This is a genomic window from Hahella sp. NS-SX17 (assembly GCF_057367735.1).
Map to the genome: position 1 here is coordinate 6,214,719 of NZ_CM170632.1, position 13,307 is coordinate 6,228,025.

Annotated in this window: 11 protein-coding genes and 1 other RNA gene; 2 read left to right on the forward strand and 10 right to left on the reverse strand. The window is 48.3% G+C overall.

The window, feature by feature from the left end; all coding sequences use genetic code 11:
* Positions 1–6: 6 nt before the first annotated feature.
* The 8 genes from AC2IBB_RS27760 to AC2IBB_RS27795 form a co-directional block, all read right to left on the reverse strand.
* A complete protein-coding gene (locus AC2IBB_RS27760; protein WP_486329933.1) occupies positions 7–417 on the reverse strand; it encodes an NUDIX domain-containing protein in 411 nt (136 codons plus the stop codon).
* Positions 407–1,024, reverse strand: coding sequence for a DEAD/DEAH box helicase family protein (locus AC2IBB_RS27765; protein WP_486329934.1), 618 nt, complete (start codon positions 1,022–1,024; stop codon positions 407–409). The genes AC2IBB_RS27760 and AC2IBB_RS27765 overlap by 11 nt, the downstream gene beginning before the upstream one ends.
* A gap of 18 nt (positions 1,025–1,042) precedes the next feature.
* A complete protein-coding gene (locus AC2IBB_RS27770) occupies positions 1,043–2,179 on the reverse strand; it encodes a hypothetical protein (RefSeq protein WP_486329935.1) in 1,137 nt (378 codons plus the stop codon).
* Entirely contained in the window at positions 2,180–3,511 is a 1,332-nt protein-coding gene (locus AC2IBB_RS27775) for a glycosyltransferase family 2 protein (protein ID WP_486329936.1), read from the reverse strand.
* A 34-nt stretch (positions 3,512–3,545) separates the two neighbouring features.
* Positions 3,546–4,466 carry a bis-aminopropyl spermidine synthase family protein gene (locus AC2IBB_RS27780; protein ID WP_486329937.1) on the reverse strand — a complete coding sequence of 307 codons (921 nt, stop codon included), beginning with the start codon at positions 4,464–4,466 and terminating at the stop codon, positions 3,546–3,548.
* Between the two features lie 158 nt (positions 4,467–4,624).
* Complete coding sequence (locus AC2IBB_RS27785) at positions 4,625–5,674, reverse strand: NAD-dependent epimerase/dehydratase family protein (RefSeq protein ID WP_486329938.1); 1,050 nt, start codon at positions 5,672–5,674, stop codon at positions 4,625–4,627.
* Positions 5,675–6,756: 1,082 nt separating this feature from the next.
* Positions 6,757–8,163, reverse strand: coding sequence for a S28 family serine protease (locus tag AC2IBB_RS27790; RefSeq protein WP_486329939.1), 1,407 nt, complete (start codon positions 8,161–8,163; stop codon positions 6,757–6,759).
* A gap of 305 nt (positions 8,164–8,468) precedes the next feature.
* Positions 8,469–9,950, reverse strand: coding sequence for a protein adenylyltransferase SelO (locus tag AC2IBB_RS27795; protein ID WP_486329940.1), 1,482 nt, complete (start codon positions 9,948–9,950; stop codon positions 8,469–8,471).
* Positions 9,951–10,226: 276 nt separating this feature from the next.
* Between AC2IBB_RS27795 and AC2IBB_RS27800 the strand changes: the two genes are divergently transcribed.
* The gene (locus AC2IBB_RS27800; RefSeq protein WP_486329941.1) at positions 10,227–10,880 is read left to right on the forward strand and encodes a DUF4360 domain-containing protein; all 654 of its coding nucleotides are present in this window, start codon (positions 10,227–10,229) and stop codon (positions 10,878–10,880) included.
* Positions 10,881–11,074: 194 nt separating this feature from the next.
* Here the strand turns inward: AC2IBB_RS27800 and AC2IBB_RS27805 are convergent, their stop codons facing one another.
* The gene (locus tag AC2IBB_RS27805) at positions 11,075–11,293 is read right to left on the reverse strand and encodes a WGR domain-containing protein (protein ID WP_486329942.1); all 219 of its coding nucleotides are present in this window, start codon (positions 11,291–11,293) and stop codon (positions 11,075–11,077) included.
* Positions 11,294–11,617: 324 nt separating this feature from the next.
* Positions 11,618–12,583 (reverse strand): zinc metalloprotease HtpX, encoded by a 966-nt coding sequence (locus AC2IBB_RS27810; protein WP_486329943.1) that lies wholly within the window; start codon positions 12,581–12,583, stop codon positions 11,618–11,620.
* 193 nt (positions 12,584–12,776) lie between these two features.
* Between AC2IBB_RS27810 and ssrA the strand changes: the two genes are divergently transcribed.
* Positions 12,777–13,130: a transfer-messenger RNA gene (gene ssrA / locus AC2IBB_RS27815) on the forward strand.
* Positions 13,131–13,307: the final 177 nt, after the last annotated feature.

The window sequence follows — 13,307 nt, forward strand, 5'->3', positions numbered from 1 at the left end:
CTCATTTCAGTTAACATCTCCCAGGTAACAGGTTGAATCCCGCATAAGCGACACGCTTTTAATTTTTTCCCGCAGCACCACTGGATACAGATTAGCGTCCATAATCTTTTCAATTTCCACCCAGGCGACGCCGACCTGATCCTTATCCATTTTTACGCTCTCATCTGGTGAGGCAACATAAGGATCGGCCAATGTTGCGCTGAAGATAAATTCAATCTGATGAACGTCGGCGTCCAATTCCGCAAACTCATGGTTTTTACCGATATATTCCCGTACGAACAAAATATCCCCCACATTGATACGAAGCCCGGTTTCCTCTATACACTCCCTCACCAAGGCATCGCTCAACGTTTCAAATTTGCCCTGCCCTCCCCCCGGTAATGCGTACCAATGATCGGTCTCGCTTTTATACTCCACTAACAAGATCTTGCCTTGATGTAGGATTAATGCTTTCGCCGAATTTCTGATCATCGAATTCTTCATAAATAAACTTTTTGAACATTCTGGACTGATAGATATCAGCAGAGGATTCTACGACCTTCACTGAATAACCCTGCTGTGACAATAATTCCGCTATATCTAGGTAAGACCGTCTCCAATTTTCCAAAAAGACCCGATCTAAAATAGCGCCGCCAACGCCGTGTATAGTTCTTTCCTTCTGACGAACAATGGAAGTGTCTGGGGAGATATCCCATATATAAATAAGATCCGCCAGCACAAATCGTTTTCCATACAAACTCACGGCGCATGCTTGAAATGATTTCACATCCGTATTTATTTCCGCCTGTGCGAGCTTAAATGCAATTGTCGACAGGCAGGATCTGTCCCAAAGAGACTTATTAAAAGCCCGACTTCTTTCAGCCTTGGCATTGTCATTTTCCACATATAAGGCTTCATCAGCCCGTGTATGCGGATCGATATCGAGTATAAATTCATCAACAACCGGAATTCCGATATGTTTTGACAGTCCCTTCAGGAAAGTAGTTTTTCCACAACCCGGAAGACCATCCAGCGACAGATTCATTGCTAATGCCCCTTCTAATTACACAGCGCCTATACCCAAAATATATTTGACCAAGTCTTTCGGGTGGCCCTTTAAAGAATAGGCTGGCGTTGACTCTGAAAAGGCCTGCAGCGTTAACTTCGCCGCTTCAAGAACCTGCTCTCTTGGAGAGTCTTCTATTGGCAAAAGACCATATTGATGAGTCTCACAATAAGGAGTCCGCAGTTGCTTTAGCATCTTCAGATTAGCGGCTTCAGGCGTGACTCTTTCCGCCTGCGCCTCACTGGCGGTTATATCAATTTGAGGGAAGAATATTCCTGCAATGGGGCCGCCGTTAGAAACTACGACATCAAATATCTTCGAGAACTCTTTCAGAGTAAAAAAGAGCTTATTTTTCTTAACATAGCCTAACTCATGCTTAATAGAGCTTAAGATTTCGTCACGCTCTGCAGCGGAGACATCGTCCAGCAAGGCGTTGATCATACCAGAGCCCGCCGAGACGCCTCCCGGCCAGCCCCTGACCTGAAACTCGTCACGCTCCTCTATCAGCATCACGCGGTCGGAGCTGATAAAGCGGCATCCTGGCTCCCTGGCCAGATAAGACGCCAAGGTAGTCTTGCCAGCGCCGCTATCGCCAATAAACAGATAAGATTTACCGTTTACCTCAACGGCTGAGGAGTGCAACATCAACGCCCCTTGCGATTCAAAACAACGCAGAAAAACCTCTCTAGTAATCCGGATTCCCGGCTTCAGGCTTTCAGTTCTATCATCAGCGGCGTAAGGCGTGACAACGAGCAACTGTTTGCAGTCATCACTTCTGCAAACCAAGTGTCGAATCCCTCCTCTGGCCTCAAAAACACTGACCTCTGCGTCAGCATAAAGCGTCTCAAAAAAAGTATCGGGATGAAATTTGACATGGCTATAATCCCCAGTCTGTTCCACTGACGCCAGGAGGCTTAAGAACAGAGAGGGACTGTGAGCGATAGCAATCGTAAATCTTGCGTGGCTATTTGGTGAGCATTCCTCGTTACTCAGCCAAAAAAAATACTCATCCAGCAAATTAAAAAAGCAGTCATTATCTGTGTAGATATCAACGATAGCACCGTCGAAACTCAAGCTCTTTTTTTTGCCAAATGACTTAATCTTATCTATTTCGGAAACAAACAGCGATCGCATTTATCTTACACTCAAATATCTGATTATTTTTCCGTTATGAGTCAACACTTTTCTTTTGATCATAACCCATGGAATAAAGCTATGTATAACAGGATACAAAATTATTCCGGCAAGCTTCTCTATAGACATAGCCTGATATAGGCTTTCTGATTTACCAGCATATTTAGAAAGCATATACGCAGAAAAAACGTAAGATATATATGCTACCCCCCCTATAATGCTATAAGCGCCAGGCAGAAAAATAGTTAGCATAGCCGCCAGACAGACAGGCCCCCTTAAAGCCCAAAACAGGCCGAAACGCCAACGATGAAGCGCTATGAAAACCAGCTTTTTCTTTGCCTCTTTGTTATAGGAAAGCTCTTTGAACAAGGCGAATAATTCAATATATGAGAAAGACCAAGTGACTTTCTGGTCAATCTCATTTTTTAACCCTGGCGATTGGCGGACAGTAATAGGACTGGCAGTCACCGACGTTTTACAGCCATGCATATTTATCTTGATAGAGGTAGCCAGATCATCAAGCACATAGCCTTCACAGAACTTACCTATATTCCTCAGATAAGAGCAGGAAAAGACTGCGCCATTCGCTGTATACCAAAAGTAAGGCCTATATATATCGCCTGCCTTTTTCTGTCTGGCGTAACGCCTGTAATAGGCATATAGCTCCTTACCCACCATGAAATAGTTTTGCCACAACGCAAATACTTCATCTAAGCCTTTATTAAATTCTTTATCACAAATATAGGTTGTCGGTATTTGTATGAAGTCAGGCTTTTCAGACTTAATTTTCGCGCGCACTGCCGCGAATACCTGCTCATCAAACTGCGCATCGACATCCAGCAACATGCAATAATCACCTGCCCCCATGTCGAGTTTTTCAACCAAGTGCTCAAATGCATAGTTCAGCTGACCCGCGCGTCCGTGCTCCCCGCCATACTTAAGCACGTGAAACAGTGGCGCGCTTTCTCCTTCCTCAAGCATCAAAATTTCCCGGTTGGCCGCCTCCCAGGTTTTGATACTCGTATCGCCCCGTCTGCCCACTAGATTCCGCGGGTTATCTTCCTCTTCATTACAAACGATAACGACGTCCCCGACCAACCGGCCAGATAGAGCGCATACAGCATTCAAGCGCCGAATAAATCCGGCGATAGACTCAACTTCAAACAAGGCGGGGACAATTATAAACAGCTTACCGTTAAACGCAGCTTCATCGCCCCCAACTATGCTTATATGATGCTGTCTCTTCAAATAAACGAGTACGTATAAATTCCATGCTGCTTTTAAAAGAAGTATGGATACTGCGATATAAGCGATGACAGTCAGTACAAGCATTATTTAGCCTTAAAATATTCACGTAGGCGTCAGGTCAGGAAAACTTAACCGCGCGACACAACGATTCAGTGAATGCAATCTTGAACCCTGAATCAGAGGCGCTATCACGGTTATACTGTCCAGATGAAGAGTACTGATTAAACTTAGGCACCATATCTGTCGTTACAAAGCCATACTTTTGCGACAGCACCTGATAACGGTCAGAAAGCGGCAAGTAATCAGGATTCGCAAAAGTATAAAGTATTCCCTTCGGACGCAGCATTTCCGAGCAGCGCTTTAAAAATATATCCAATACGCCCTTGGATGGATCCGCCCAGGCAAAATCGGCGTTGCCGGCGACACCATCAGGAAGTTCATATTCGGCGTTATACTCAAATACTTGAATATTTTTAACGCCTAGCTCTTCCGCTACGGTTTTTATAGAATTAAGCAAGTTTCCATCGATATCAAACACGTAAATATTTGCGTCTTTTAATAAGATGGCGGCGGCGAGACTGGTTAGATCATCATCTCCTAAAAAGTAAAGATTCTTACCCTCCAGCTCATCCCTCCTCATTGCATACATTATCCTTCTTATGCTTGTATCTGGTGTAACAAAGTTTTGGTTATATCTCATGTCAGGGTTTGATAGCTTTCTGAACAGCGTTTCCAACTGATTCAGCGCGCTGTAATACTCCCTGTCCTGACTTACCAATGTGCCATTACACTCGCCACAGCGGACATCGGAAAGATGTACTCTTTCGCCCGCTTCCGTATCTCCGAGAAGAAAGTATGACTGGCCAGATGTACTTATTCTTTCTTCTTTAATCAACAACTCTAAACCGCGCTTAACCGCTGCGTCGGTCATTCCGCCAGCCCATACCAGCCCACTCTCATCAAGACAAATGAACCTGTTCAGCAACCGCACAATTTTAGCCGCCGCCTCCTCATGGGTCAGAGATTTATATTCACTCACTTTAGGCCTCCAGAAACTCTATAAAGCTTTACTACTTTTTAGGTGCTTTATGTTTTTGATCAGTATGTCCGTATATGACGAAACGACTTATGCGCACTGAGCACAAAGCCGCATCGGCATTATCTTAATTAGCGTTTCAGCAATAGAATAAAGAAAGGTTATCCCTTCCAGAGCACGCCTCTTTCTTTGATGTAATAAAGCATGGTGGCTGAGATTCCCTCTTTAAGGGCGGTGAATTTACGAGAATCAATTTCCAGCTCATTCAAAGTCGCCAAATCAGCCACTACGTCATTGTATAAGGGCCTGAGATGCGCCCGAACGTTCTTAACTTCGTCATCATCAATACGGCCTTCCTCATACATTCTTTCAATATCCTGGGTCACAGACTCAGCAACAGATCGCTCGACCATGGAAGCCTTCTCTTCTCCCGGGCGCATGGGCAAATGTACGATGGGAACTTTTTTATAACCCAGCTCAACCGCTGTCTCTTGAACGATGCGGGCCACGGTCAACACGGTAGTATGATCGGGGGAACCCACCTCGATACTGTATGGACGGGGGCCTTTCTTCTCTGCGTGTTCAAGCGCAGATACAAGTACGTTGGCGACGTCAGTAACAAATACCATATCGGAAATCTGTCGCCCGTCTCCGTATACTTCGATAGGCTGCCCGCTCAACGCACGACAAATAAATGAAGGAACAATCTTCCTGACTTTACTTGCCCCGAACGGCGCTGCAACTGATTGTCTGGGTCCATAAGTATTAACGGCGCGAACATTATTTATTCTGGTGGCGCGCTCTTTGTTGTACATTTTAATGAAGCGCTCAATCATATTCTTGGTGATAGAATAAGTGTTGTTCATCCACCAATTCCCGACCGCAATATTAACGCCTGGGAGTCCATACTGGGCGGCGGCCTCCAACACATTCAAACCACCTAAAAAGTTGGCCCGCGCAGCGGTCATTGGGCTTAAAATGGTTTCCTGAGTACCCAACACTCCAGCAAGATGGATAAATCCTTCAACATGCGCGAGGCTTTCAGTTACCGCAGACGCATCATTTATATCTCCCAAGTGATACTCAACATTGGCTTTACCGGCCTTTAATTTTCTCCGGTCCAGCACTACGACCTCATGCCCTCTTTCCACAAGCGCGTCTATTGTATGATCGCCTATAAAACCGGACCCGCCTGTAACTAATACCTTCATTACTCACCACTAAATAATTAACGTTCGACCAAACATTATTTTTTGAAACGACAGATTTATGCAGACCGACATCCTGACCCTATAATAGCGCCCAAAATATCACCAAAATGCGATAACGCATTAATAGCTCAAAGCATCCATATTGAAATGAATGCATCGAGATTAAATATTTTTATGTATTAGGATTTTTTATGATAAAAAAGAGGAGCAGCGCAAAAACGCAATATTTGCTTATTTTCCGTAAAGGAAGGGGTACACAGAATGGAGCCCACAGTCTGAATTCTGTAAGCATTCTCGATTTGAGTTTTCAAAAGGAATTCTCTTAAGACGACCACTAAAAACCTCCCGTCTTTAATCCTTGATCCTATACTACGAAGTAGCATCGCCTATGACTGACGAGTTATTAACAATTCTGAAACTCTGACTATGAATTAGACATAAAGATGATCGCTTCCACATCTTTTTGTCATTTCGATCACTATTCAATCAGATAATAAAAAAGTTATAACTCGGCCCCATCAATGGACCATAAAAGCTTTTTAAATTCTAGCGAAGCTGAAGCAAAAAAGACACCCTTTCCTAGATCAATCCCAACAGATTTTTTCTTGCGGGGGCGCTTAGGAAGCTAATGTGGCAACAAGTTATGCAGTGAGTAGTTGAAATAATAATCAAACAAAATAATTAACCGGAAGCCAGTTCGCATTGAGTAGCACTGAACCTCATCATTCGACGATAGAGGAAAGCAGCGTGCGGCGCTTATTTCTTGAAAGAATGTATGCCTATCTCTTATTTTTCTATAGTAGATTATCCATATAATTATTTAACTTAGTTTAAATAAAATAATACGGAGAGAAATGGCCTAATAGTCTGGGGCATATTAATGAGCCAGCCTGGGAATAAATAAAGCAGGAGGTCTCAGCCCACATTAGGCGCCACTGTCTTGAAAGTCTGCCTATGGCGAAAAACGTCCTCAAAAAAGTGGTTGAGGGAGACCTGGCCCAAACACTTGAACATGTGTCTAATATTTGCGAGTAAATCCAAAGCCCCCGACGGCGGGCTCCGCCGCCGAAGGCTGTAATAGTTTACAAAGGACGGCGCTGCAGGCCTTCTTCTTCCAGCTCAAGCACGTTGTCTTTGCTGATGGACAGGCTTCTCAGCATAAGGGGCGGATCTTGTGGCGCTACGCCAGTCCAATCTTCCAGCATGGAGTAAGCTCTGCTCTTATCACGCTCGTTCAAGGTCAGGATATCGGAACCGTGATTGCCGCCTTTCACCATGAAGGTGCGGGTGCCGCGACGGTTGGAGTCCGGGATAAAGAACGCCGCCGCCGTCCAAGGATCGATATCGCCGTAGATCATGATGACGTTTGTGCTTTTCATCGCAGCGAAACCGGCGATGTCCCACATAGCTCGGTGGTCGAAAGGTTGAGTCGGCCATTCGCTAACGTAGGCGCTGTAGTCATTCGGATCGTACATCAGCAGGTTACGCAGATGGCTGGTGAGCAGGCGGGGGTAGCCCAACTGGGTGATCGCCTGATAGAAATAGGCTTCATACTGCTCCAGACCGGAATCGGTGACGAAGGTCAACGGCCCCCAAGCCAGCATGAAATCGAACAGCTCCTGATCGCTGGCGTCTTTGGCAGGAATGTTTTTGCAATTATCCAGGTCGCCGTATTGATAGAACTGGAAGTACAACTCGCCGATAGTCAAGTCCAGCACGCGGTCCAGACCGCCTTCCAGATTAAACTCCAGGCCGTTTTCAGCCGCGTAAGTCTGGATGTACGCCTTCATGGTTTCTCTACGCTTCAACACTTCGCGCTGATAACGCTTGAGCGTCTCGCGACAGGCGCGCGGTCCCACTTCTTCCTGGAAGGTCACATAGCGGGGATCAAGACGGCCAAAGCTCTGCGGGGCCACGTTGGCGACGGTGCCGTCTACGTCATTGGGGAAGAAACGGCGATGGTACATCGCGGTCATACCGCCTTTGCTGGCGCCGCGGGAAATCCACTTGCCGCTATAGAACGGACGGATCGCTTGCACGATGCGGTGGTGATCGGTTGCAGCCTGCTTGATCGTCAGATATTGCCAGTCCAGGGGATCAGGCGTGGATTCCGCGAAATAGCGGTGCTCGATTTTCAACTGACTGCCGTTGAGCACTTTGGTGAGGTTGTAACGATAAGTGCTGACGGAGATATTGTAGCCGTTTGTCGCCAAAACCATCGGCGCTTCTGCGGACTTGTGCAACAGCACCATGCGTTGCTTGAAGGTTCCCATGGCCGGGTTTTCGTGATCGATTGGCTGCTCATAGCGGATCAGAATGTAGCGGTAGCCTTCGGGGGAGTTGTCCAGTTCCTCTGCTTCCATTCCCTGAACTCCATTGAGATATTCAAGAATGTCCTGAGCGGGAGCCTGTTTGGCGTAGCCTGTGCTGGACAGGAAGAGGGAGATAAAAAACGCGAAAAATAACGAATAAGGTGGTTTTTTAAGCATATCCATTGTCGCCTTGAAAAATGAGTTCCTTTTCCAGGCATGGAGGCGGCTGTTTTTAAACCTGCTCCGAAGCAGCCCATAACGAGCAATGCGCCCGCCATTTCTGCGAGAGTGGTTAACTTATTATTCTTAAGATAAGAATCCTCAGCTGATCCATGCCCGGGATTTATTGTTTAGAGTAGGGTCCTTGGTTGTCTGGGTAGCCATGCTCCTTTAGCTGCGCGATAGGAACGCCATTATAGACACGAAGAACGACGGATTTAAACGAGTAAGTCAGTAAGCGGCCGCATACTGGTGGGGCTCGTTCAGGATGAGCAGGTCAAACAGATGGCCTCCGCCCAGTCTGGCGACGCTTCCGCATAACGCTCTGCGCCGGACTGGGCGCTGAAAGGATTCTTAACGAGTCGAAGCAGGTTTTGCACCAGCAAGTAGTCTCCCTGATGCGCTTCCCGGATGGCTTCTTCGAGCATGTAGTTACGCAAAATATACTCAGGATTCACCTGTAGCATCGCCTGGCTTCGGTCTTCAAGGGACGCGCCTGAAGAGTCCACATGTTTGCGATATAGGGCTTTCCACTCCGAGAATCCACGGCTGCCGCAACTTAGATCCGACATAAAGGCCAGACTGCCCTCACCGCCGTCATAGCGGCTCAATGCACGCATAAAACGGTTCATATCTGTGTTGTTTGTGGCGAACAGTGTGATCAGGTCGTCTATTAATTGACGTTGATTGCTGTCAGCCTCCTGGCAAGTCAAACCAAGACGCTGCGACATTTTTCCATAAAATGCAGCGCTGTACAGGTCTGCGAAACCATCAAGCGACTGTTTCAGGTCATCCAGCGGAATGAGCGGCAATAACGCCTGGGCCAGTGCGGAAAGGTTCCATAATGCGATGTTCGGCTGTTGCTTGAAAGCATAACGCCCGGCAGTGTCATTCTTGTTGCTGATGAAGTTTGGGTCGTAGCTGTCGAGGAAGGTAAACGGTCCATAATCAAAGGTTTCACCGATGATAGACATGTTGTCTGTATTCATCACTCCATGTACGAAGCCGTAACTTTGCCATTGCGCAACCAGATCTGCAGTACGATCGCGAACTTCACTGAACATAGCGAGGTAGGGATTATCAGCCTCCTGCAGCATAGGAAAATAGCGTCCGATAGTGTAGTCCGCCAACAGCTTGAGATCATCATGCCGCCCCAGGTAATAAAAGTGCTCGAAGTGCCCAAAACGGATATGACAGGGCGATACCCGCAGCATCATGGCGCAGGGCTCCATGCCATTACGCATGGTGAACTCTTCGCTGCCCACCAGACACAGAGCGTGGGTGCTGGGAACGCCAAGCCCTCTCATGGCGGCGCTGACCAAATATTCCCGAATGCTGGAGCGCAGGACAGCTCGCCCATCGCCGAAGCGGGAGTATGCGGTGCGGCCGGCGCCTTTCAGGTGCAAATCCAGGCGGCGACCATCCTGAGTGACGACCTCACCCAGCAACAGACCACGGCCATCGCCCAATTCAGGGTTATAGTGGCCGAACTGATGTCCAGCGTATTTCATCGCAATGGATTCGCCTCCTTCCAAGGCTTTCCCACCTCCGCAATGACGCGCCAACTCTTCTGTGTCCAACCCATGAGCGTTCAACCCGAGAGACTCAGCTACTTCACTGTCGAGGCTGATCAGATGAGCCTCATCCAATGGCGTCTGCTGTACTTTCTGATAGAAGTGTGAAGGCAGACGGGAGTAGCTGTTGTCAAAGGAAAGTGCGTTGAGAGAATTCGCAGAGGAGGACATATATAAGCTCAGAGTGGCGTCAAGTGGATAGCGCACACCATAACATAACCATTCTTGATACGCGCTTACCCGGGAAAATCAGCTAAGTAATTTTAACTTCGTAAAATTAACGGAGGCGCCTTTTTGTCCTAACGGATTATGCTGGCGTTGAAAGTAAACGTAGCGTCAAGCCTCGCAGGGTGCGCAGGCGAACACTGCGCCTGAGCGATCCTTCCCTGTACGCCTTTCTCTGCGTACTTTCAAAATATACCGATATCAAAAAATGGATTACATAATATGAAAAAAGGAATCATGGCGGCGCTGGCTGCGGCGGCATTTTTTTCTGGCGGCGCAACAGCGGATAATGCTCTCTTAACCACCCAACCTAACCTCATTAATGAGGATATAGAAATCTACGACTTCGCCTACGGCGGCTCGGGTTGCCCATCCGGCTCCGCCAGTGCGGTAATGTCTCCCGATTACTCAAAAATCAGTATGTTCTTCGACCAATATACCGCCGACTCCAGCACTGTGGATTCTGGCCGCGTCAGGAAGAGCTGTAACCTGGGCGTCGCCGTTCGGGTCCCCCACGGACTGACCGTAGCACTGGTGGCGCTGGACTATCGTGGCTATGTGGACAACGCGCCGGGCGCATATGCATCGCTGCAAGCCAGCTATTTCTTCGCCGGAGAGTCTGTTGGCTCCCGCCTGAATAAAGAGTGGACAGACCCGGAGAATCCAGTAGTGGAGGACTTCCTCGTTGAAGATAACTTCCGTATTGGGTCCATTTCCTGGTCTCCCTGCGGAGAAGACGCGATCATTCGCGCCAACACCAGCATAAAAGCCTATAAAGCGGATGATGGCGGCAAAGCGGAGATCCAGCTGGACACCGTCGACGCCTCCTCAAAAATTGAGTATCAGCTGCAATGGGATACTTGCGAGCAGCCTTGATGGGACTCGTAGGATATAACGCTGAATAAGCGCGGTTTCTGGTAGCAGGAAGATCAGGAACGGATTGACCCGCCCGGGACGAAACCTGCTGGAGCAGACTTTCGCCCCGGGCGGTCTTGCCTATGGCTCATCAGAATAAATGTGAAGGCCAATACGATGGCTGGTACGGGATTTTATGGGGACAGTAACGGACGTTAAGGGAAAAGCTTGTAACCGCTTTTCCTTCTGGCGCGAAATATTTTTCTCAACTCTTCCCTGAGGTGATCTGGATTATTGCAGTAAATGGGTTTACAGCTTCCGTTGCGCGCATCCAGTTTGCCGGACACGCACAGAATCTCCAGGCGGCCGAACAGGTCCCGTTGAATGCTGGCCCGGTAAAATCGACGTTGTTTCGGGTGTTCCCATCGAATCATCTTAAATACTCTAAAGTCGGTTATATTCGGCGGATTTGTATCGGCGACATTCGCCGGATGTGCATAATCTTTCCTTTTACGCATCATCGGCGCCGCTCCGATATCCGGCTGACCTGAGCCTGACGTCGCTTGCGGACAAGGCTCATCAACGCAACTGAGGAGCGTTCCCAACAGGGTCCTGTCTCTGGACCATGAAAAGGGTTGCGGAGTTTATCTAAACCGGGGCGAAAAAGACACCCTCTCAGCGCTTATACCGCTTAATTTTTATTTGCTTCGGCTACTTTATAAACAGCCTGTCAGCCACTTCCGCACAAGGACAATAGCTCAATACCAATAGCCATGCCAATACCGTTTTGGCCGATTGGTTTGACCTGTTAACAAGTCCTGTGGATAGACATTCGTATTGGAAAATAGCAGGTCCGCGTCTGGTTCTTGTTGTGTCAGATCAAGCAGGCGCTGGATTCTCTTTTCGGTCGGTGGATGGGTTCTGAACAAAGAAGGCTGAGACTCTCCTCGACCCGGAGCGAAGATGCGCTCCATCCAGCTTCCCTGCCGCTCCTCTATCGCGCGCAAAGCGGAGGCCAGGCCTGCAGGATCTCCGGTCAACTGAGCCGCCGTAGCGTCAGCCAGGTATTCGCGGGTGCGCGACAGTCCCAATTGCAGCAAAGAGAGAAGGAGAGGATAAAGGAGCAGAATCAATATGACTGTCCAATCGACGGACATCGCGCCCAACCAGATCAACGGCAGGTTAATCAGCAACAGAAACTGACCAATGTGTGTCAGCAAAAACGCCAGTCGACTGATACTGTCGGCAATCATCATGACTCGCACATCGCCATTGCGAATATGTGCAATTTCATGCGCCAGCACTCCAGCCAGCTCCCGTTGAGACAGAGAGCGCAGCAGTCCCTTTGAAACCACAATTGCAGCGTCGTCTCCGCCTCCTATTGCGAAGGCGTTCAAGACATTGCTGGGGGCAATATAAACCTGGGGCGTAATCAACAGTTCCGCGCGTTCTCTCAGAGCCTGAATCAATCGATACAACCCCGGAGCCTGGGCGGGCGGCAAATACTGCGCCTTGTAGGCGCGTATCAACATGTCAGGGGCCAGCCTTGGCGTAATCAACAATGAAGCTATCACAACGCCTGCCAAAGCGTAGGCCGCCAGCACTCCGAAAAACCAACTCGCTAATACCCAGGCCAGGAAACTCATACCGCCAAGAATCAGCACAGAGTGGATAATATTAGATATCTGATGTCGTTTAATCCGCCGACTGTCGACAGAGAGCACTGCAACGCCTCCTATTTATAAAGAACCGCCACTTAACGAAAGAGCCTTATTTAAATATCAGGCCAGTAAGCCCGAATCAAAAGCCCTGAGGTTATAAAATCAAACAATGAAGGGCAGAATAAGTCGCAACATAAATGGGGACTGGAAAAGCGCTCTTGAAATCGGGTAAAGTACGCCCCATATTACAATCATCGGGGACGACTTGGTTTCGACGCCGGTTACAAACCCTGAGGTGCATGTCGAGTGGGCAGTAACACTCGTACTCCAATTACTGTAAAAAATAGTCGCAAACGACGAAACTTACGCTCTAGCAGCCTAAGGGCTCTAGCACTCATGCCAAGGTGCTTGTACCGCGGTTTTTATGAGTGTCACCCATAACAAGCTAGCCTGTGCAGCTGCTCCAGTTGTACTCGCGAAACATCAGGAGATCGCCTTTTACACCCTGCCCTTCGGGTCGTAACAGGTTAACTGAATAGAGGGTCCTAAGCATGTAGAGCCAATGGCAGAGGACTGGCGGACGCGGGTTCAATTCCCGCCGTCTCCACCAAATTTGAAAGGCCAACCTTCTCGGGTTGGCCTTTTTTATTGCCTGCTCCTGCGTACTGTCGCGGGTTCCTGCGGGTTCCTGCGGGTTCTCGCGGACTTGGCGAGTTACCTCAAAACCGGGTATTTGCCCCTGTTTTGCTCTCTCCCGGCCATTTCTCTCTCTTCCCTCGCTCTCCGC